This is a genomic window from Limisphaera sp. 4302-co (genome assembly GCF_049537155.1).
GTDB lineage: Bacteria > Verrucomicrobiota > Verrucomicrobiia > Limisphaerales > Limisphaeraceae > Limisphaera.
In genome coordinates this window covers 1-21,038 of record NZ_JBMVQZ010000006.1, presented here as the reverse complement: position 1 = coordinate 21,038, position 21,038 = coordinate 1, and the positions used below count along the sequence as shown (strand labels likewise).

Below are 21,038 nucleotides of genomic sequence, written 5' to 3'. Positions count from 1 at the left end.
GGGTCAGCCGAACCGCCGGCGCAGGCGTTCCAGATGATAATCCCGACGTTGCTCGGGAGTCATCCGGTCGAAATCCACGGGCGCAGCCCTCCGCCCGCCCGGTTTTTCACCGCCCGACGAGCCGGCAACCGCCCCCAACGGGGTCTGTCCGACCTCCCGCCCGGAACGGGACGTTGCCCTCTCTCGGCCAGGGATCGTTTCCCGGTGGACCTCCCACAGGGGGCGGCTCCGGCCGGTCCGGTCCGCGCGCAACACGGGATCGGTCAATGTGAGGTCCTCCTCCAGAGTGCGCCTGGGCCGGATCCCTTTCGCCTGCAGCACGGCGTGGTAGGCCCGGACGGCCTCCTCCGGCCCGATCCGACCCTCGGTGATCAGGCGCAACATCTCGATGAAGGCAAGCTGATGCTCCGCATGGTTGATTTTCCGGCCGTACAGTGCCACGCGCGCACCGTGCCGCTGCGCCTCGTGCAGCAGGAGAAAGGCGTCGTAGGTGGTCCCGGCCGAGCCGCCCAGGATGCCCACCACCATGCGGGGATCGTACTGGACCAGTTCTTCCAGCGCGCGCGGTCCGTGATACACGATCTTGAGGAACAACGGCCGGCCGGCTTCGGGCACACCGGCCAGGGTGCGCAGGATGTGATCGTTGATGAACTCGCCCAAACGCTCGGGCGGCCAGCCGGTGGGCACGTTGGGGTCGAAGACCTCCAGGAAATGCCGGAATCCTTTTCGTTCCGCCTCCTCGCGGAACGTCTTGTAGGCCAGGAGCATTTCGCGGTCGCGGTCCGGGTCGTTCAAAAAGGTCAGCGAATACAGGCCGAGGTTGGCACCCGGGAAATCGGTGGATGAGCGGTCGCATTCCACGCGACCACACTGGATCTGATCGATGCTGGCCGTCCGGAACGGTCGCGAGGGCTCGGCCGTGTAACAACCGTGGCGCACGGCCCAGATGTCGGTCGTGTCGTTGGCCCGGGCCGCCGGCGTGACGGTGGAATGGCGGAACAGCCCCTCCTGAATGGTCAGAAGATCGTTCACATAGGGCGACATCAACATGATGTCCACGATACCCTGATGAACGATCTCGCGGATGATGTCGAGGAACTCCGGCAGGTTGCGGTAACCGAACTCCTCGCGGGTCCAGACCTCGGGCGAGAAATGGGCCGGTCGCGGCCCGCGGCCGGAGAGCCAGTAGCGCGGCCCCGGCGCGCGCACGCCGTATGCCATGTCCGCATCCTTCGCGTCGGCCAGGATGAAGGTCCGCCCGCCCGGTTGGGCACGTATCTCAGCCAGTTTGCGGTCCAGCGACTTGACCGGCTGCTGCGCAGACGCGGCCCTTGCAGACTGGGGATTCATTTCCACCGGGCCAGGATCTCATCGGTGATCAGTTGCACCGCCTTCTCCGCTTCCGGGTCGAGATCGGCTTCCTCAACCGGCCTGGGCGGCACGGCACAGGTGACCCCGGGACGCCACTGATCGTTGTCGCAGAGCTCGCACTCCCGCAGGCCGTACCTCGGGTCGGGGATGCCGAGTTCCTGCTTGATCTTGAGCAGCTCGCGCAACTGCTGGGGCGTCATGGTCCGGGGCGGTTTCCCCAATTGCGCCGTCACCAGCACGGTGCGGCAGTAGGCCTCGAGGATCTCCATCTTGAAATAGGCGTCCTCCAGGCTCAGGTGGCTCCAGCTGACCACGCCGTGGTTGGCCATCAGAATGGTGTTGTGCTGATCCACCAGTTCGGCCACCAACTGCCCCATCTCCGGCGTGCCCGGCGTCCGATAGGGCGCCACCGCAACCGACGCGAAGACCTCGAATTCCGGTATCAGACACGTGGGCGGCACCAGACCCGCCACGGCGAATCCCGTGGCATAGGGCGGATGACAATGACACGTGGCCACGGCCCGTGGCTGCCGCTGGAAGATCTGCAGATGCATGAGGATCTCGCTGGTCCGCTTCTTGCGGCCCAGGAGCTGGCGCCCGGTGAAGTCCACCAGACACATGTCCTCCGGTTTCATGAAGCCCTTGCTCACCAGCGTCGGCGTGCACAGGGCGAGGTCCCGACCCACGCGAATGGCCAGGTTGCCGCCGTTGCCGTCCACGTACTCGCGCATCCACAGCCGGCGGCCGATGTCGCACATCTGTTCCTTCAGCTCCCTGCAGTATGCGGAGTTGAAAAACGCCTCCAATTCGGCCGGCGGCGAGGACGAGGAAAGGTCCGATGGCGGCCCCGCAGCCTCCTGGGCCGGATCAGCCGGGCCAGGGCTGCGTTCCCCGCTTTTGCCTCCCGGGCCGCCCTGGCTGGCCTCCCAATCGCGCAAAAAATCCCGTGCCGCAGGCGTCAGGATGGCATCGGCCGGCAATTGGCGCAGATCCCGTCCCTGCCGGAGCAGATTCTCCAAATCTCGCACACTGATCACCGCTTTCATCGGCAAGCCCTTCTCATCCCGTCCAAGGGCGGTAGAACAGTTCGTCGGCCAGCGCCACGTTGATGGCGTCCACGGGCGTCGGGCGGTCGAACGGCTGCGCCGCCTCGCGCCCTTCCACATATCCCACCACCTGACCCACCATGCCGCCCAGATTGTCGTAGATCACCGGGCTGGGGTCGGCGCCCATCCGGGGCGGCCCCTCCAGGCCCGCCGCGTATTGGTCGCGCCCCAGCGGACTGACCAGGAGGAAACGCCCGCCCTCCAGTGCCGGCACGATCCGGCTGAACGTCACCCGCCCGATCACCCAACCCAGTTTCATACACGCTGACCCGGAGCCTTTTCGTCCACAATGCCGATGATCAACCAGCGGACCGGACTTTTCTCGTCGCCCACGGCCCGACGCGCCGCCGCGCCGTCCGACGAGATCACCACCTGTTGATGCATGCCGGCGCCCAGGGCATCAATGGCCACCTGCGGGGTCCCTTCCGGGCGCCCGTCCGTACCGATCGGCTGGCACACCACCAAACGCCAGCCCTCCAGACTGGGATGCTTGCGCACCGCCACCACATGCCCTTCCACCCGTGCCAGCAACATGGTCCGTTTCCTTTTTCCCGACCGCGGTCCGGCCCCGGGAAACGGCCCCAGCCGGTCCCGCCGGGTGCCGACCTGTTCGTCAAAAAATCCGCAACTGATCCACCATCACGCACCGCCGCACGCGGGTGAAGGTCCGCGGATTGCAGATCCCCTCGCCCGTCGTCGTGGCAATGGAGAAGTTCAGGTAACCCTCGCCGCCGTTGCCCAAACCCGCCAGGCAGGAGCCGTTTTTGACGAAGAGCGTCGTCTCCAACGCGCGCGCCATGGCCGTCATGTGCGCCACGTCCAAGGAATGGATCATGGCGGAGTGTTTGTAGCCGTGTTCGGCCCGTTTGGCCGCCTCGATCCCCTCCTCCACCGTGCGCACACGCACCACCGGCAGGAACGGCATCATCTGCTCTTCCATGACGAAGGGATGATCCGCCGGTGTCACCCCGAACAACAGGGGCGTCCCGGGCGGCACGTCCAGACCGGCCGCACGCGCAAGCACCTCCGGATCCCGGCCCACCAGCTCGCGGTTCACCGTGGGGTGCGCGCACCCGGCACCCTGTCCCTGCGGAAACACGAAAGCCGCCTGCGTCAGCCGCTCGATCTGCGCCTCGTTCAGGCGCACCGCCCCGTGCCGTTCCAGCGCCGCCAGGAACCGGTCGAAACAGCTCTCGAGCACGAACACCTCTTTCTCACCAATGCACAGCAGGTTGTTGTCATAAGCGGCGCCCTCGATGACGCAACGCGCCGCACGGTCCAGGTCGCTCGTGCCATCCACCAGCACCGGCGGATTGCCCGGACCGGCGCAAATGGCCCGTTTGCCGCTGGCCATCGCCGCTTTCACCACGCCGGGCCCGCCCGTCACGCACAACAACCGCACGTGCTCGTCCCGGGCAATCGCCTGGAACGATTCGAGCGTCGGCGGCTCGATGATGCACGCCAGGTTCTCGATCCCAAGTTCGCGGTGAATCGCCTGATTGAACGTCCGCACCGCGGTGACCGCGCACCGGTAGGCCGCGGGATGGGCGTTGAACACCACCGCATTCCCCGCCGCCACCATGCTGATGATGTTGCAGGCCAGGGTGGGAATGGAATGCGTGCTCGGCGTCACCGCACCGATCACCCCGAACGGGGCATACTCCTCCAGCGTGATCCCGTGGTCGCCGCTCAATCCGTAGGGCTGCAGAAACTCCACCCCCGGCACCGCCTGCAGACTGCGCAGCTTCTCGATCTTGTGATCCAGCCGCCCGATCTTCGTCTCCTCCAACTCCAGGCGGCCCCATTCTTCGGCACGGGCGGTGCAGATCTCCTTCACGATCCGGATCACCTTCCGCCGGCCGGCCACACCGGCGGCCGAGAGCTGCTGATAGGCCTCGTACGCCGCCGCACAGGCCTCCGTGGCATCGGCAAACACACCGAACCGGCCGTGCACCGTCCGACCCGCCGCCGTACCCGACCCGGGACATCCGCAGGAAGGCGTGCCCTTCTCGCGGGTCGCGGCCGGTTTCTGCCCGCCCGACCCTTCCCCACCGCCACCCGGAGAACTCCCGGCTGCCCCGGCCGGGCCACCCAGCCGGGCCAACACCTCGGCCACCACCTCCCGTATCAACGTCTCGTTCACCGTGCTCATGCTCCCTTCACAGCTCCGAATGTTGGAACCCGCCCGCCGTCAGCAGGGCCCGACCCGGCGCCGCCGCAGCCGGCTCAGGTTTGCGTGCCGTGCGCCTGGTAAATGATCCGGCCCAGCACATCCACCGTGTCCACGATGCCGATGACCACCGCGTCCACCGGCGCGTCCCGCATGCCCGGCGCCAACCGGGCCGAACTGCCCTGTGTGAACATCACCATCTCGCCCACACCCGCCCCCACGCTGTCCACCGCCACAATCGTGTTCACACCCGGCCGAAAGCGCGTGGGATCCTTCTCGTCCACCAGTTGCGGCCGCAGCAACAGGAGCTTCCGCCCCTGCATCTGCGGATCCTTCTTGGTGGCCACGACCGTGCCTTCCACACGGGCCAGAAACATCTCGCGCGCCTCCTCGTCGCCGGTGCCGCGCGCCAACCCGCCCAGCGGCGGCTTCCGCTGCAGCCCCGGCCCCCGGTCACTTCTTCTTCGGCAGGACCGCTTCCACGTCAGGATGCGGTCGGGCGATCACGTGCACACTGATCACCTCGCCCTTCATCGCCTTGACCGCCTGGGCTCCGGCGTCCGTGGCCGCCTTCACCGCCGCCACGTCGCCGACCACCACCGCGGTGACCAGCGCGTTGCCCACCTGCATCATCGGACCGGCCAACTCCACGTTGGCCGCCTTCAGCATCGCGTCCGTGGCCTCCACCAACGCCACCAGACCGCGCGTCTCGATCATTCCAATTGCTTGCTGTGCCATGGTCTCACCTCGCTTGACTATCCGTTCGCATTCGAAACCGGCCCGCCCGTGGCAGCGTCGGTCGCCAGGCCGCCACGGGTCGTTTGCCCGTCCAAAAGCCGTTTCACCTCCCGGGCCACCACCAACTCCTCGTTGGTCGGTATCACCCAGACCTGCACCCGCGACCGCCCGCTGCTGATGCAGCCTTCCACTCCCCGGACCGACGGGTTTTTCTCGGGATCCAGTTCGATCCCCAGCTCCTCCCAGCCCCGGCAAATCGCTGCCCGCAACCCGGGCTGGTTCTCCCCGATCCCGGCCGTGAACACCAGCGCATCCGCCCCGCCCAACTGCGCCAGAGCCGCCCCGATCCAGTGCCGCGCCGCATGCACCCAGACCGCCAACGCCCGTTTCGCCCCCGCATGACCCTGCTCACTCGCGGCCACCAGATCCCGTATGTCATTGGACAGCCCGCTGAGCCCCAGCAGCCCGCTTTCCCGGCAAAGCTGCCGTTCCACCTCCTCCAACGAAAGCCCCATTGTCCGCATCACCAGAGGGATCGCAAACGCATCCAGATCCCCCACACGGTTGTTTTGTGGCAGGCCAGACTGCGGACTCAGCCCGAGGCTGTTGCCCAGCGCCACGCCGTTCTCCAGGGGCGTGATGCTCGAACTGCCGCCCAGATGACATGAAATCACCCGCAACCGCGGCCCCTGTACCGGCGTCCGACCGCCGTCCACATACAAACGCCGCGCCCGCTCCGCCACGTCCGGCCGCCCCAACAGTTCCGCCGAACGTTCCGCAATGTATTTGTGGCTGGCCCCGTGAAAGCCCCAGCGCCGCACCCCGGCCGCACGCCAGCTCTCCGGCACCGCGTACAGCATCGCCTCCTCGGGCGCCCACTGGTAAAAGGCCGTCTCGAACAACGCCACCAACGGCACCCCCGGCAGCCGCTGCCGAAACAGTCGCATCCCGGCCACATAAGGCGGATTGTGCGCCGGCGCCAGGCAGTTGAACGCCTCCATCGCCGACAACACCTCGTCCGTCACCCGCACGCAGCCCGTCACCCCGCGGGCCAACACGGTCTTGAACCCCACCGCGTCGAGGTCCGACGCCCCACGGAGGTGCCCCGCCGTCGTCAGCTGCTGCAAACACGCTTCAATGGCCGCCCCGTAATCCCCGACCCGTTCCAGCCCGCCGCGATGCAACAGGCGCTCCTCCCCGCCCGCAAAATGGAACAACCGCCACTTGAGCGAGGTGCTGCCCAGATTGGCCACCAGGATCTTCATCAACGACAGGCCAAAGGTTCGGATCCGACCCGACCCAGCGGGCCCCCGACGGGCCGGCCCCGCCCGGCCCGGTCCGCATCCCGCAGACCGGCAGCAGACCGGCCCCTCACCACAAGGGTCATTGCAGCCACTTGCCGAGCCCCGACAAGCCCTCGTGCGGGCGCGGAATCACCTGCACACTGATCACCTGCCCCACCTGCGCCGCCGCGGCCGCACCAGCATCCGTGGCCGCCTTCACCGCCGCCACGTCGCCGCGGAAGAACGCCGTCACGTATCCGCTGCCGATCTTCTCCCAGCCGGTCAGCGTCACGTTGGCCGCCTTCAGCGCCGCATCGGTCGCCTCCAACAGGGCACACAATCCCCTGCACTCGATCATTCCCAGAGCTTGCTGCGCCATAAATCTTCCTCCCTCGAAAATCCTCCCTTTCCGACCTCTCTCCGGTTATTTCCCCGCCTTCTGCGGCGTCGGCTCGCCCACGAACACCGACAACAGATCCTCGTGCGGCCGCGCGATGATGTGCGCACTGACCAGCTCGCCCACCCGGCCGGCCGCCTTGGCACCAGCATCCACCGCAGCCTTCACGCTGCCCACGTCCCCCCGACACAGGACGGTGATCAATCCGCCGCCGATCGGGATCGTTTTCACCAGGCTGACGTTGGCAGCCTTCACCATCGCATCGCTGGCCTCCACGCTGCCCACGTAGCCCTTCGTCTCAATCATGCCCAGTGCTTCGCTCATAGGTCTGGATCTCCTCGTAAAGTTCGGCTTCCCTCAGCACGGCCGCTCACGCCTTCAGCAACTCGCAGGGCGTGTGCGGCTGCAAATTGCACGCATTGCCCTCGTCCGTGTCCAGATGCACCTCCAGTCGAAAGGCCGGATCCACCCGCACCAGCACCTTCTCGAACACCACCCCGCAATCCCCACCCACCCTCAGCCGCATGTAGTCCCCGTTCTTCACCCCGTAAAAGGCCGCGTCGTCCGGATGCATGTGCACATGCCGCGCAGCCCGAATCACGCCCTCCTTCAACTCGAAAAACCCCGCCGGCCCCATCAACATGCAGCCCGGCGTCCCCTTGATGTCCCCGGACAACCGCAACGGCACGTCAAAACCCAGGGCAATCGCATCCGTGTAAGCCAGCTCCACCTGGTTCAGCGACCGACACGGACCCAGGATCCTCAAGTTCGAAATCACCCGACTGCGCGGCCCGATCAACGTCACCGTCTCCTGCGCCGCAAACTGCCCCTCCTGATACAACCACCGCAACACCCGCAGTTGATACCCCTTGCCGAACAACGCCTCCACCGCCTCCTGCGTCAAATGACAATGCCGCGCACTGATGTTCACCACCAACGGATTCGGCGCCTGCGCAATCCGCGGCAACGGCTTGCCCAGCCGCTGATACACGGCCTGCCGCACCCAATGCTCCACAACCGCACGCGGCGGCGCTGATACACCGACAGCCATATCCGCGCCCAAATGTGAACAAAAAGCGCCAGCCTGTCAATCAGAATGTTGCACAAACAGTCAAAACCTGCCAGAATCCAGTCACAATGACGGCGGAAGAGCGCCAGCATCGAATCCGCGAATACTTGGACAGGGTGGAATTCGCTTCTTTGGACGAGCTGGCCCGGTCCTTCGGCGTCTCCCTTTCCACCATCCGACGCGATCTGACCGTTCTGGAAGCGGCCGGCGCGATCAAACGCATCCACGGAGGCGCGCGCACCCTCACACCGAAGACGGAGGAGTTCATCTTCTCCGCACGGGATACGCACCAGTTGGCCGAAAAGGAGGCAATCGGCCGGGCCTGCGCCGCGCTCATCCAACCCAACCAGAGCCTCATCCTGGACGCGGGCACCACGGTCTATCACGTGGCCCGCCACCTGGAGGACAAGTCCCCCCAGATCATCACCAATTCCCTGCCGGTGGCGAATCTGTTTGCCTCCACGCCTCGCGTGGAACTGGTGGTCAGCGGCGGGGTCCTTTACCCGCGGCTCGGCGTGTTGGTGGGCCCCCTAGCGGTGGAAACCTTCTCCAAGATCCATGCCGACGTGGCCATCATGAGCGCCGGCGGCATCACCCTCGAGGGCCTGACCAACTCGCACTCCCTGTTGGTGGACATCCAGCGGGCCATGATTCGCGCCGCGGCAAAGGTCATCATGTGCCTCGACCACACCAAGTTCGGCCGCCGTTCGCTGGCCTTCCTGTGCGGGCTCGAACCGGTGGACGTGGTGGTGACCGACAGTGCCGCGCCGCCGGAGCTGGTGGACGGGCTGCGGTCGCGCGGCATCGACGTCATACTGGCCCCGCCGGAGCCCGAGGCCGGCGAAGCCGTCGGAGCCCGCACCCCGAACGCCCCGGCCGGCGCCGACGACCCCGCCCCGGCTTGAGCACGCGCGGAACGCACTCGCCTGCGCATCGTTCGAGCACCGGACCGCAGCTTCACCCGGCGGACATTTTTGCGCTTGGCGGGGCGCCCGCGCCGTCCATCATGGCGGGCCTATGAAGATCGTGCTGGCCTACTCCGGCGGATTGGACACCTCGGTCATTCTGGCGTGGCTGAAGGAGCGCTATCAGGCCGAGATCATCGCCTTCTGCGCCAACATCGGACAGGAAGAGGAACTGCGCGGCCTGCGTGCGAAGGCCCTGCGCACCGGCGCCTCCAAGTGTTACATCGAGGATCTCCAGGAGGAATTCGCGCGCGACTTCATCTTTCCCATGATCCAGGCCGGTGCCATTTACGAGGGCCAGTACTACCTCGGGACGAGCATCGCGCGGCCCCTGATCGCCAAGGCCATGATCGAGGTCGCACGCAAGGAGGGCGCACAGGCCGTGGCCCATGGCGCCACAGGCAAGGGGAATGACCAGGTCCGGTTCGAACTCACCGTGGCCGCGCTGGCGCCGGACCTGCAGGTCATCGCCCCCTGGCGCGATCCCGAATTCCGACGCCGCTTCCCCGGTCGTGCCGAGATGATCGCCTTCTGCCAGGAAAAGGGTATCCCGGTCCAGGCCACGGCCAAAAAGCCGTACTCCATGGATCGCAATCTCATGCACATTTCCTACGAGGCCGGGATCCTCGAGGACCCCTGGATGGACGCCTTTGCGCCGGAGAACAAGGACATGTTCAAGCTCACCGTGGCGCCCGAGGACGCGCCCGATCAGCCCGAGTACGTCACGCTGGACTTCGAGCAGGGCAACTGCGTGGCCGTCAACGGCCGGCGTCTGACACCCCTGGGCGTGATGAAGGTCCTCAATCGGCTGGGCGGCAAACACGGGATCGGACGTGTGGACATGGTCGAAAACCGTTACGTGGGGATGAAATCGCGCGGCGTCTACGAGACCCCGGGCGGGACCATCCTGCACTTCGCCCATCGCCAGATCGAATCCCTGACCATGGACCGCGAGGTCATGCACCTGCGCGACAGTCTGATCCCGAGGTACGCCGAACTCGTCTACTACGGCTACTGGTTCAGTCCGGAGCGGCTCGCCCTGCAGGCCTTCGTCACCGAAAGCCAGAAAAACGTCACCGGCACCGTCCGGTTGAAGCTCTACAAGGGCAACGTCATGGTGGCCGGCCGCAAATCACCCGTCAGTTTGTATCAACCTGCCATCGCCACCATGGAGGCCGATCCCACCCAGGCCTACAATCAGGACGACGCCACCGGCTTCATCCGCATCAACTCGCTGCGGTTGCGCGTGGCTGCGCAGGTGCAGGCCGCGGCCAGGCAGGGCCGGCTGCGTCGCACCCCCGGCGCCCGGACCCGCGCCAAACGCTGACCTGCCCTCCCGACGTCTGCCCCGTTTTGAGGGGCAAGCGGACCGTCACCGTGTGCCCCTCCCGGCTGGAGGGTGGTCCGCTTGTCCCCCTGACCGCCTCGTCCTAGACTCGGCCCTGCCATGGGATCGGCCCCGGACCCCGACGCCGAACTGATGCTGCGCGTCCAGCGCGGGGACCGCCGGGCCTTTGCCACCCTCATGGACCGCCATGCCCGCGCCGTCTGGAACCTCGTCGCCCGCACCCTCCATGACCCCGTCGAAGCCGAGGACATCACCCAGGCCGTGTTCGTCCAGGTCTGGAGATCTGCCGCCCGCTACCGACCCACCGCACCGTTTCGCACCTGGCTCTTCACCATCGCTCGGAACCTCTGCCTGAACGAACTGCGCCGCCGCACCCGTCACCCGGCCGAACCCCTCGAACCCGCACCGGCCGAACCCCAGCACGCCGCGCAACCCCCGCCCGACCGCGCCGTCCCTCCGCCCACCGACGCCCTCCTGCAGGCCGAGTTGGAACAAAAAATCGAGGAGGCCCTCGCCGACCTCCCGGAAAACCAACGCACGGCCATCCTCCTCTGCCGCCAGGGCGATTGGAGTTACGAGGAAATCGCCCGGGTCCTTGGCTGCTCGCTCTCCGCCACCAAATCCCTCATCTTCCGCGCCCGCGAAACCCTCAAACGCCGCCTCAAACCCTACCTCCGAACCGGAGAGTGGAATCCTTGAAGCCACGGTCTGCCCCGTTCGCAGGCCGTGCCTCCATCCCCGGCGGCCCCACCCGCCGGCACACGGCCGCATGACCTCCGGCGTCACATTCCCACGCAGCCGGGCATTGCCGCGCCGACGGCACACGGGCAATCTCCTGCCATGCGGCTCATTCGTGAACCGTCCGTCATGCAGCGCCTGGCCAGGCGCTGGCAGCGCCAGGGCATTCGCGTCGCTTTCGTCCCCACCATGGGTTACCTGCACGAGGGGCACCTCAGCCTGATCCGGGTGGCCCGCCGTCATGCCGGCGCACGGGGCATCGTGGTGGTGAGCATTTACGTCAACCCCACCCAGTTCGGGCCACGGGAGGATTTCACCCGTTACCCCCGGGACCTTCAGCGGGACCTGAACCTGTGCCGGAGCGAGGGCGTAAACGTGGTCTTCGCCCCGGACGACGAGGCCATGTACCCCGGCCTGCACCAGGGCCGCTACAGCACCTATGTGGTGGAGGAGAAACTCTCTGCCATCATGGAGGGCGCGTCCCGGCCCGGCCATTTCCGCGGCGTGACCACGATCGTCGCCAAACTTTTTCACCTCGTCCTGCCGGACGTGGCCGTCTTCGGCGCCAAAGACTGGCAACAAGCCGCCATCATTCGGCGCATGGTTGCCGATCTGAATTTCCCCGTGCGCATCGTCGTGGCCCCGACGGTACGGGAGAGCGACGGACTGGCCATGAGCTCGCGCAACACCTATCTCGATCCCGAGGAACGGAGGCAGGCAACGGTTCTGTTCCGCGCGCTTCAGTACGCCCGCCAACGCGTGCGGCAGGGACCGGTTCCGGCGACCCAACTCCGACGCGCCGTGGCCCGGCTCGTGGCCGCCGAGCCGTTGGCGCGTCTGGATTACGTGGCCTTCTTCGACTCCGAGACTCTGGAACCCGTCCGGGAGGTCCGAGCCGGAACCCACATGGCCCTGGCGGTCTTCATCGGTCGGACGCGGCTCATCGACAATGCACGGCTCTGAGCCGGGGCCCGCAGGGTCCGGAAGGGCCGACCTGCCCGTCGCTTTACCCGAGGCTCCCTGCTAGAATGCCTGCCCATGGAACGTTACGACTTTCTCGTGCTCGGCAGCGGCATCGCCGGCCTGATGTTCGCGCTCAAGGTGGCGTCCCGCGGCCGCGTCGCCATCGTCACCAAGAAAGATCGCGCCGAGTCCAACACCAACTACGCCCAGGGCGGCATCGCGGCGGTCACCAGCCGCGAGGACTCCTTCGAACTTCACATTCGCGACACCCTCAACGCGGGAGCAGGTCTGTGCAAACCGGAGGTCGTGCGCACGGTGATCGAGGAGGGACCCGCCCGCATTGCCGAGCTGATGCAGCTGGGCGTGCGCTTCACCGAACGCGAGGCCCCGGGTGAGGACGGAGGGAAGGAGCTCGACCTCGGCCGGGAAGGCGGCCACAGCAAACGCCGCATCCTTCACGCCCGGGACATGACCGGACGCGAAATCGAACGCGCCCTGCTCCGCGCCGTGGCCGCCCAACGAAACATCACCCTGTTCGAAAACCACTTCGCCATCGACCTCATCACCACGCGCAAACTGGGCCGGCCCGGTCCGAACCGCTGCGTGGGCGCCTACGTCCTGGACAACGCAACCGGCCGGGTCAAAACCTTCGCCGCGCCGGTGACCGTCCTGGCCACCGGTGGCTGCGGCAAGGTCTACCTCTACACCACCAATCCCGACATCGCCACGGGCGACGGCGTCGCCATGGCCTACCGCGCCGGCGTGCCCATCGCCAACATGGAGTTCATCCAGTTCCATCCCACCTGCCTCTACCATCCCAAGGCCAAGTCTTTCCTCATCAGCGAGGCCGTCCGGGGCGAGGGCGGCGTGCTCAAGACCGTGGACGGCGTCGAGTTCATGAAAGATGTCCATCCCATGGGATCCCTCGCACCACGCGACATCGTCGCGCGCGCCATTGACAGCGTCATGAAACGCACCGGCGCCGATCATGTCCTGCTGGATATCACCCACAAACCGGCCCCCTTCATCATCCGGCGCTTCCCCACCATCTACGAAACCTGCCTCCGTTACGGCATAGACATCACCAAGGAGCCGATCCCCGTCGTCCCCGCCGCGCACTACCAGTGCGGAGGCGTCGTCGCCACCGTGGACGGCGTCACCGAACTGCCCGGCCTGTACGCCATCGGTGAAGTGGCCTGCACCGGCCTGCACGGTGCCAACCGCCTGGCAAGCAACTCGCTCCTGGAAGCGGTCGTCTGCGCGCACCGCGCCGCCCAACATGCCCTGCGTCATGAACTGCCCCCGGTGGACTTCGAGATCCCGGCCTGGCAAACCGGCGACGCCACCAACCCGGATGAACTGGTGGTCGTCTCCCACAACTGGGACGAGATCCGCCGCTGCATGTGGGATTACGTCGGCATCGTCCGGACCACCAAACGCCTCCTGCGCGCCCAGAAGCGCCTGACCAACCTCCAGCAGGAGATCCAGGAATACTACTGGAACTTCATCGTCACGCCGGACCTCTTGGAGTTGCGCAACCTGGCCACCGTGGCCGAAATCATCGTGCAATCGGCCCTGCAACGGCCCGAGAGCCGCGGTCTCCACTACACCCTGGATCATCCCCAACCCGACCCTGCCTGGGAAGGCCGCGACACCATCGTGCGCAAACCCTGACCCTGCCCCCGGCGGGATCGCCTCCGGCAACGCCGCGCGGCGCGGCGTGCGCTGCCGCGGTGCCACAGGGCCCCGTCCACACGACACCTCCAGCCCGCGCGGTTCTTGTGCGTGCAAAAAAGATCCGGCGCACTCCACAGCCCACGCGGATACGCTCACCCGGGCCCGATCAAACGGCCGTCACCTTCCTGTGGCGGGCAGGCGCGGCTGCGGGGCCGTGCCCTGTGCAAGGAGCGGTTCGAATGTTTGCCAATCACTTCGGGGCATTCCAAGGTTCGCAGGACTGCGATGCAGCCGGCGAAGCCGAACCCGCGGCTGAACCATGGCGCGCCGCCCCCGCCTCCGCAGGTCGCCCCGGAACCGGCCAGTGCCCTCGATGCTGGCAAACGAAAAAGACGGCGCTCGATCGAGCGCCGTCGGGAAAAACCAATCCGCCCGCCCGGGTGAGCCCGGACAACCACGGCGGGCCATTCGACCGTTGGCCGCGTGGGGTGGCCTCCGGCGGACGCGCCTCGGGCCAGGCAGGCGTAGGGGTCTACCGGCGATCGCGGTTGCGGTTTCCCCCGCCCCGGCCGCCGCGACGCCGATGGCCGTGACCGCGGTCGGGACGGTGCCCGCCCCGGTCACGCGATTCGTGCCGCGGTTGCGAACGCTCAGCCGGCCGGTTGCCACCATGAGGCCCCTGCGCCGTCGCAGCCTGGGACCGACCCTGGGAAGCGGCTGCGGATGCCCCCTCTGACCGGTGCGTGTCCTCGCCGGACGCGCCGGATGCACCTGACTCCCGTTCTGCCGGCGCAGCCGCCGCACCTTCTCCGCCACCACCTCCCTGCTGGGCAGCCATCTGGGCGTCGCGCTCGTTCATCGCCGCCTTGCGCGACAGGCGCACCCGTCCCTTCTCGTCCACGCCCAGCACCTTGACCCAGATCTCATCGCCGATCTTGACGATGTCCTCCGCCTTCTTGACGCGGAAGTTGGCCAGCTCGCTGATGTGGACCAGACCGTCCTTGCCCGGCAGGAACTCCACGAACGCACCGAAGTCTTTGATCGTGACCACCTTGCCGCGGTAGATCTTACCCACCTCGGCCTCGGCGGACAGGGCCTCGATCGCCTCCCGGGCAATCTTCATCCCCTCCTCCGACACCGAGTAGATGTGAACCGTCCCGTCGTCCTCAATGTCGATCTCGCACCCGGACTCGTCCACCAGCTTCTTGATGTTCTTGCCGCCGGGCCCGATGAGGGTGCCGATCTTCTCCGGATCGATCTTGAGGGTGAGGATCCTCGGGGCGTACTTGCTGAGCTGCGGCCGCGGCGCCGGCAGGACCTTGTTCATCTCCTCCAGGATCGCCAGGCGCGCCACGCGAGCGCGTTCAACCGCTTCGGCAATGACGTTGAGCGGCAGCCCGCGCAGCTTCAAGTCCAGCTGAAACCCCGTGATCCCGCGGTCCGACCCGGCGATCTTGCAGTCCATGTCGCCAAAGTGGTCCTCCGCGCCGATGATGTCGGTCAGCAACTGGTACCGGGCCAGGTTTCCTTCCGGATCGTACTCCGTGACCAATCCGATGCTGATGCCGGCCACGGCCCGTTGCAGGGGAATGCCTGCATCCATCAGGGCCAGCGACCCCCCGCACACGGTGGCCATCGAGGTGGACCCGTTCGACTCCATGATCTCGCTGGTCACGCGGATCGAGTACGGGTAGTCGTCCAGCGGCAGCAGCGGCGCCAGCGAGCGCTCGGCCAGGTTCCCGTGGCCGATCTCCCGCCGGCCGGGCCCGGTGATCCGCCCGGTCTCGCCCACCGAGAAGTTCGGGAAGTTGTAGTGCAGGATGAACCGTTTCTCGGTGGCACCACCGGTGTAGGCGTCGAATTCCTGGGCGTCCTCGCCGGTGCCCAACGTGGCCAGCACCATCGCCTGCGTCTCGCCGCGGGTGAAGAGGGCCGAACCGTGCGCCCGCGGCAACAGCCCCACCTCGCACGAGATGGGCCGGAGGGCGTCCATCGGCCGGCCGTCCATCCGCCTGCCCTGGTTGAGGATCAGGTCCCGGATGGCCGCGCGCTGGATGTGGTACTGAACCTCTCTCTGGACGAATTCGGTGACCTGCTCGGTGCCGAATTCCTCCACGAGTTTTCGGTTCACCTCCTCGAACAGGGCGTTCACGGCCTCCTCACGCGCCAGCTTGCCCGGCGTCAACAGCGCCGGCACCACGCGGTCCCCCGCCAGCTCGCGCGCCCGTTGCAGAATGGCCTCCGGCGCCTTTTGAATCGTAATGCTCCGCTTCGGTCTGCCGGCCCGCTCGGCCAGCTCCTTTTGCGCCGCGATGAGGGGCTGGATGGCCTGATGGCCGAACTCCAGCGCCGCCAGGAAATCCGCCTCGCTGATCTCCCTGGCCGAGCCCTCGAACATGATGAGCTCCTTTTCGGTGCCCACGTACACCAGGTCCAGGTCGCTCCGCTCGAGGTCGTCGTGCGTGGGATTGATAACGAACCGGCCGTTGATGCGGCCGATGCGCACGGCCGCCACCGGGCCGTCCCAGGGGATGTCGCTCACCATCAGGGCCGCCGAGGCACCGTTGACGCAGAGGATGTCGGGGTCGTTCTGCCCGTCGGCGCTCAGCACGATGGCCTGGACCTGCACCTCGTTGAACCATCCCTTGGGAAACAACGGCCGGATCGGCCGGTCAATCATGCGTGATGTGACGATTTCCTTCTCGGTGGGCCGGCCCTCCCGTTTGAAGTAACCGCCGGGGAAACGACCCGCCGCCGCAGCCTTCTCCCGGTAGTCCACCGTCAAAGGGAAGAAATCCGCGCCCTCACGCGGTTTGGTGGCCCCCACCGCGGCCACGATCACGATGGTCTCTCCCAGCTGAACCGTTACGGCCCCGTCGGCCTGCTTGGCAATCTTGCCCGTCTCAATGGTAATCGGAGCTTCGCCCACCAGGGCGGTCACTTTGGTTTGCATGTCGGATCTTCTGTGGGCCGCCGTTGCCGCCGAGAAACTTCAATCAAACCCGAATCAGCAGAATCGGAACTGATTGAAATTGCCCGCCGGCAACGGGGCCGGTTTCGGCGCGGTTGCTTCACCTTGCCGCCTCGCGGGACGACCGCGCCCGCCATCCCGAAAAGCAGGGGTCCGAGAAATGCGAAAACCCGTGCGTCCCCACGACGCCCGGGCCGACCCGTCTGGACACAGCGTGTCAATGGCGCAAGCCCAGCTTCTGCGTCACGGCCACGTACCGGTCGTGCGCCGTCCGCTTCAGATAATCCAACAGCCGCCGACGCTGGCTCACCATCATCAACAACCCCCGACGCGAGCTGTGATCCTTCTTGTTCCGTTGCAGATGCTCCGTCAGGTGGTTGATCCGCTGTGTCAAAAGCGCGATCTGCACGTCGGCCGATCCCGTATCCCGCTCGTGCAGCTTGAAACTGTCAATAATCTGTTTCTTCGATTCCATAAATCGCTGTTTGAACCGCCCGTAACGTATGCCGCCCTCACCGCCCCTGTAAAGCCCTTTCCCCGCCACCATCCACCCGCCCTTCAGCCGACCCCACCCCCACACGATTCTCCACCGCCCCGCGCCGGAGGCACGGTTCCTTCCTCCCGGCTGCCCCGGTCCACCCCTCCTCAGGACCGCGACCGGCCCTGCCGCGGGAACAACTCCATCTGCGGCAGCGCCAGAAAACCGTAACGCTTCAAAAGACGCAGCGTTTGAAAAAGGTCCGACCGCAGGTAGTTCCGGTTCGGTTCCACCGCGCCCACCAGCTCCGCCAGAATCGTCCGCAACGGCAACACACCGTCCACCCCACGCCGGCGCAGCACTTCCACCGTCTCCTGTCGCTCCGACTCGTCGCGTGGCAAACCCGATATCACCAGCAACCGGTGGGGTGTCGGCCCCGGCCCCAGCGCGTGCAGGGCCCGCTTCCACGCCGAGGGCTCCACAAACCGCAGCACCTCCGGCACGGACCGCAGCCGCGCCGGGCTCAGCACCTCCACGTGCCAGCCCCGCACCCCCACCACCGCACGCGCCAACCGCAGCACCTCGGCCGTCCCCAGCACAAACGGCAGGGCCTCCTCACCCTGCACCGGCTGCGGATGCACCACCAGAAAGTCGCCGTCCTCGGCCTCCCGCCGCGACGGCGTCACGTACTTCCGCTCCTGGCGCACCAGAAAGCCCAGCTGCTCGAAATACTCCCGCACCATCGTCTCCACCACGCCGGCCATCGCCACCCCCTTTCCCTATCCCAACAAAACCTCCCGGATCTGCGCCTCCTCGACCACATGCCCCCACTCGGCCCGACCCAGTTCCGCCAACAGCACGAACCGGATCCGCCCGTCCCGCACCTTCTTGTCCAGACGCATCACCTCCAACAACCGATCCACCCGGCGTCCGGTCCAACGCACCCGCGTCGGCAACCCGGCCGCCGCCAAAACGCGTTCCAGCCGGTCACGATCGCCCCGCGCCAGACCCAACCGCCGGCACGACAGCTCCGCCTCCAGCACCTGCCCCACGGCAATCGCCTCACCATGCAGCCAACGGCCGTACCCCGCCAGCGCCTCCCACGCGTGCCCGATCGTGTGCCCGAAATTGAGGATCTCCCGCCGCCCGCCCTCCCGCTCGTCGGCCGACACCACCTCCGCCTTGATCTCGCAACAACGCGCCACCACAGGCTCCAACACGCCCGGGTCCTTCCGCAACAGCCGGTCCATGCCCGACTCCACCAGCCCCAGCAAAGCCGCGTCGGCGATCGCCCCGTACTTGATCACCTCCGCCAACCCGGCCCGGTACTCCCGCTCCGGCAACGTCCCCAGCGTCTCCAGATCCGCCACCACCAACCGCGGCTGGTAAAACGCCCCCACCAGATTCTTCCCCGCCCGCAGGTTGATCCCCACCTTGCCCCCCACCGAACTGTCCACCTGCGCCAACAACGTCGTGGGCACCTGCACAAACGGCACCCCCCGCAGGTACGTCGCCGCCACAAACCCGGCCAGGTCCCCCACCACACCCCCGCCCAACGCCACCACCAACGACCGCCGTTCCAACCGCGCCGCTGCCAGCGCATCGTGACACCGCTGCACCTGCCGCCACTGCTTCGACCCCTCCCCCGCCGGCACCGTCACCGCCACCGGATCGAACCCCGCCGCCCGCAGACTCCGCATCACCGCCTCCAGATGATGCTCCGCCACCCGCGTGTCCGTAATCACCGCAGCACGCCGGCTGAGCCCCAACTCACGGCACCACTCACCCAGCCGCGGCAACAGGCCCGTCCCCACGTGAATGTCGTAACTCCGTTCCCCCAGCGATACATGAACCGTGCGCACCCCCGCAGCATAGAGACGCCCCGTTCCCAGTGTAAAGCGGCCCCCCCTGCCCGGTTTGCCCCCCCACGCCCGGACCACCCTCCCGCACCCCCGCAGCAGCGCCGCCACGGCCGGACCTCCGCAGACCTCCGAACACTGGCAAAACCCCGCCCGCCCGCGCTACCAAAATGACCGGATATGCCGAACGACCATCACACACCCGCTCAGACCGACTGCACCGCCCGCCCGCGCCACAACCGGTCCGCGCGCCGGGCCCCGGCGGTCCGAACCACGACGCCCCGCGCCGCCCGGCCCCTCACCCATCCCGCTCGAACCTGAACCCGACCGCTGCCATGCCCACAGCCATCCTCACACAACCCAACCTCCACGTCCGCCTCACCAGCGAACGACTCGAGGTGCACGGTCCCGACCCCGAAACCGGCGAAGAAACCCTCCTCTGGCCCATCCCCCTACACGACCTCGAACGCGTCGTCGCAGGCGAGGACGTCCATTTCACCTCCCCCGCCCTGGCCGAACTCCTCCGCCGCGGCATCCCCGTACAGATCTTCTCCTGGCAGGGCCGTTACCTGGGCGGCTTCCTCCCCGCCCTCCAGCCCGCCGGCCAAACCCGAATCCGCCAGTACCAGCGCACTTTGAACCCCGCCTTCGCCCTGCAGATCGCACGGCGCATCGTGGCCGCCAAGCTCTACAACCAACGCCGCGTGCTGCAGCGCCTTCAGGCCGGCCGACCCCAACAGGAGCCCCCCGACCCCGAAACCACCCTCACCCGCCAGACCATCGACCGGCTCGAGGGACTGTTCACCCCCGTACGCCAGGCCGGCACCCTCGACGAACTCCGTGGCTTTGAAGGCCTGGCCACCGCCTGCTACTACCAGGCCTGGGCCACCTTCCTGCCCGACGATTTCCCCTTCGAACGCCGCTCCACCCGACCCCCACTCAACCCCGTCAACGCCTGTATCTCCTTCGCCGCCACCCTCCTCTACAGCGAAGCCACCGCCTTCTGCCACGCACACGGCCTCGACCCCGCCCTCGGCACCCTCCATGCGCCCGACGACGGCCGCTGGTCCCTGGCACTCGACCTGATCGAACCCTTCCGCCCCGCCCTGGTCGAAGCCCTCGCCCTCGACCTCTTTTCCCATCGCATCCTCAACCACGGCCACTTCGAATCCCGCGACGGCGGCTGCTTCCTCAACCCCGACGGCCGCCGAAAATTCTTCCTCCAATACGAGCGCCGCATGGAACGCCAGTTCCTCAGCGAAGCCGTCGGCCACCGCACCACCATCAGACAACAACTCGAACAACAGGCCGTCATGTTCAAAACCGCACTCGAAAACCCCGACTCCTTCGAACCCTTCCTCATCAACTGAACCCGCACCATGAACCCCTGGTGGTACGAAGCCTTCCCCGCTGCACCCTACGCCCACAAACCTCCCGCACAAGACCGTATGCTCATCGTGCTCGCCTACGACATCGCCGACCCCAAACGCCTCGCCCGCGTGGCCAAAGCCTGCGAGGACTACGGCGTACGCGTTCAATACTCCATCTTCGAATGCCACCTCGACCCGGACACGTTCGAAACCCTCTGGCTCACCCTCCTGGACCTCATCGACCCGGAGCAGGACCGCCTCGTGGCCTATCGCCTCGACGCCCACGCCGCCCGCCAAACCCTCACCGCCGGCACCATGGTCTGCACCGACCGCGTCGTCTGCTACCTCATTTGACTCACCACCCACACCGCAGCCCGCCTTCACCCCGCTCGCGTCAGCCCGACCCCGGACCTCCGCGGACCTCCACACCCCCAACCGCACCCCCGAAAACCCAGGTAGCGAGCCCAAACCAGCCAAAACCCAGGGGGTCGCTACCTGAACTTCAAGCTTGTACAAGCCAGGCACTTCTGCAAAA

22 protein-coding genes are annotated in these 21,038 nt (G+C 66.9%); 7 read left to right on the top strand and 15 right to left on the bottom strand.

What is annotated here, in order from left to right; genetic code table 11:
• Positions 1-3: 3 nt before the first annotated feature.
• The 11 genes from ACPDIX_RS07690 to pduL all read right to left on the bottom strand — a co-directional run bounded on the left by ACPDIX_RS07690 (position 4) and on the right by pduL (position 8,116).
• Complete coding sequence (locus ACPDIX_RS07690) at positions 4-1,350, bottom strand: hypothetical protein (RefSeq protein ID WP_423431201.1); 1,347 nt, start codon at positions 1,348-1,350, stop codon at positions 4-6.
• The gene (locus tag ACPDIX_RS07685) at positions 1,347-2,417 is read right to left on the bottom strand and encodes a class II aldolase/adducin family protein (RefSeq protein ID WP_423431200.1); all 1,071 of its coding nucleotides are present in this window, start codon (positions 2,415-2,417) and stop codon (positions 1,347-1,349) included. Before ACPDIX_RS07685 ends, ACPDIX_RS07690 begins: the two co-directional genes overlap by 4 nt.
• 13 nt (positions 2,418-2,430) lie before the next feature.
• The gene (locus ACPDIX_RS07680; protein WP_423431199.1) at positions 2,431-2,736 is read right to left on the bottom strand and encodes a EutN/CcmL family microcompartment protein; all 306 of its coding nucleotides are present in this window, start codon (positions 2,734-2,736) and stop codon (positions 2,431-2,433) included.
• A complete protein-coding gene (locus tag ACPDIX_RS07675; protein ID WP_423431198.1) occupies positions 2,733-3,011 on the bottom strand; it encodes a EutN/CcmL family microcompartment protein in 279 nt (92 codons plus the stop codon). The genes ACPDIX_RS07680 and ACPDIX_RS07675 overlap by 4 nt, the downstream gene beginning before the upstream one ends.
• A 79-nt stretch (positions 3,012-3,090) precedes the next feature.
• Complete coding sequence (locus ACPDIX_RS07670) at positions 3,091-4,629, bottom strand: aldehyde dehydrogenase family protein (RefSeq protein ID WP_423431197.1); 1,539 nt, start codon at positions 4,627-4,629, stop codon at positions 3,091-3,093.
• Positions 4,630-4,703: 74 nt separating this feature from the next.
• Positions 4,704-5,024 (bottom strand): EutN/CcmL family microcompartment protein, encoded by a 321-nt coding sequence (locus ACPDIX_RS07665; protein ID WP_423431330.1) that lies wholly within the window; start codon positions 5,022-5,024, stop codon positions 4,704-4,706.
• Between the two features lie 76 nt (positions 5,025-5,100).
• A complete protein-coding gene (locus tag ACPDIX_RS07660) occupies positions 5,101-5,385 on the bottom strand; it encodes a BMC domain-containing protein (RefSeq protein WP_423431196.1) in 285 nt (94 codons plus the stop codon).
• A 17-nt stretch (positions 5,386-5,402) separates the two neighbouring features.
• A complete protein-coding gene (locus ACPDIX_RS07655; RefSeq protein WP_423431195.1) occupies positions 5,403-6,650 on the bottom strand; it encodes an acetate/propionate family kinase in 1,248 nt (415 codons plus the stop codon).
• 118 nt (positions 6,651-6,768) lie between these two features.
• Complete coding sequence (locus ACPDIX_RS07650; RefSeq protein WP_423431194.1) at positions 6,769-7,047, bottom strand: BMC domain-containing protein; 279 nt, start codon at positions 7,045-7,047, stop codon at positions 6,769-6,771.
• 45 nt (positions 7,048-7,092) lie between these two features.
• A complete protein-coding gene (locus tag ACPDIX_RS07645) occupies positions 7,093-7,389 on the bottom strand; it encodes a BMC domain-containing protein (RefSeq protein WP_423431193.1) in 297 nt (98 codons plus the stop codon).
• Positions 7,390-7,435: 46 nt separating this feature from the next.
• Positions 7,436-8,116, bottom strand: a complete 681-nt coding sequence (pduL, locus tag ACPDIX_RS07640; RefSeq protein ID WP_423431192.1) for a phosphate propanoyltransferase — start codon at positions 8,114-8,116, stop codon at positions 7,436-7,438.
• Positions 8,117-8,202: 86 nt separating this feature from the next.
• Between pduL and ACPDIX_RS07635 the strand changes: the two genes are divergently transcribed.
• The 5 genes from ACPDIX_RS07635 (at position 8,203) to nadB (ending at position 13,822) form a co-directional block, all read left to right on the top strand.
• Positions 8,203-9,039 carry a DeoR/GlpR family DNA-binding transcription regulator gene (locus ACPDIX_RS07635; RefSeq protein ID WP_423431191.1) on the top strand — a complete coding sequence of 279 codons (837 nt, stop codon included), beginning with the start codon at positions 8,203-8,205 and terminating at the stop codon, positions 9,037-9,039.
• A 112-nt stretch (positions 9,040-9,151) separates the two neighbouring features.
• The gene (locus ACPDIX_RS07630; RefSeq protein WP_423431190.1) at positions 9,152-10,426 is read left to right on the top strand and encodes an argininosuccinate synthase; all 1,275 of its coding nucleotides are present in this window, start codon (positions 9,152-9,154) and stop codon (positions 10,424-10,426) included.
• A 120-nt stretch (positions 10,427-10,546) separates the two neighbouring features.
• The gene (locus ACPDIX_RS07625) at positions 10,547-11,146 is read left to right on the top strand and encodes an RNA polymerase sigma factor (protein ID WP_423431189.1); all 600 of its coding nucleotides are present in this window, start codon (positions 10,547-10,549) and stop codon (positions 11,144-11,146) included.
• 141 nt (positions 11,147-11,287) lie between these two features.
• The gene (gene panC / locus ACPDIX_RS07620; RefSeq protein WP_423431188.1) at positions 11,288-12,148 is read left to right on the top strand and encodes a pantoate--beta-alanine ligase; all 861 of its coding nucleotides are present in this window, start codon (positions 11,288-11,290) and stop codon (positions 12,146-12,148) included.
• A 75-nt stretch (positions 12,149-12,223) separates the two neighbouring features.
• Complete coding sequence (nadB, locus tag ACPDIX_RS07615; protein ID WP_423431187.1) at positions 12,224-13,822, top strand: L-aspartate oxidase; 1,599 nt, start codon at positions 12,224-12,226, stop codon at positions 13,820-13,822.
• Between the two features lie 535 nt (positions 13,823-14,357).
• Here nadB and pnp read toward each other — a convergent pair.
• From pnp to aroB, 4 genes are all read right to left on the bottom strand, one after another.
• Positions 14,358-16,778: a polyribonucleotide nucleotidyltransferase gene (pnp, locus tag ACPDIX_RS07610; RefSeq protein WP_423431186.1), complete on the bottom strand. Its 2,421-nt coding sequence runs from the start codon at positions 16,776-16,778 to the stop codon at positions 14,358-14,360.
• A gap of 235 nt (positions 16,779-17,013) precedes the next feature.
• Positions 17,014-17,271 (bottom strand): 30S ribosomal protein S15, encoded by a 258-nt coding sequence (rpsO, locus tag ACPDIX_RS07605; protein ID WP_423431185.1) that lies wholly within the window; start codon positions 17,269-17,271, stop codon positions 17,014-17,016.
• Between the two features lie 170 nt (positions 17,272-17,441).
• Positions 17,442-18,038 carry a hypothetical protein gene (locus ACPDIX_RS07600; protein WP_423431184.1) on the bottom strand — a complete coding sequence of 199 codons (597 nt, stop codon included), beginning with the start codon at positions 18,036-18,038 and terminating at the stop codon, positions 17,442-17,444.
• Between the two features lie 15 nt (positions 18,039-18,053).
• The gene (aroB, locus tag ACPDIX_RS07595; RefSeq protein ID WP_423431183.1) at positions 18,054-19,136 is read right to left on the bottom strand and encodes a 3-dehydroquinate synthase; all 1,083 of its coding nucleotides are present in this window, start codon (positions 19,134-19,136) and stop codon (positions 18,054-18,056) included.
• A 332-nt stretch (positions 19,137-19,468) separates the two neighbouring features.
• Here aroB and cas1 point away from each other — a divergent pair, with 332 nt between their 5' ends.
• Positions 19,469-20,503, top strand: a complete 1,035-nt coding sequence (gene cas1, locus ACPDIX_RS07590; protein WP_423431182.1) for a CRISPR-associated endonuclease Cas1 — start codon at positions 19,469-19,471, stop codon at positions 20,501-20,503.
• Positions 20,504-20,512: 9 nt separating this feature from the next.
• Positions 20,513-20,857 (top strand): CRISPR-associated endonuclease Cas2, encoded by a 345-nt coding sequence (cas2, locus tag ACPDIX_RS07585; protein ID WP_423431181.1) that lies wholly within the window; start codon positions 20,513-20,515, stop codon positions 20,855-20,857.
• Positions 20,858-21,038: the final 181 nt, after the last annotated feature.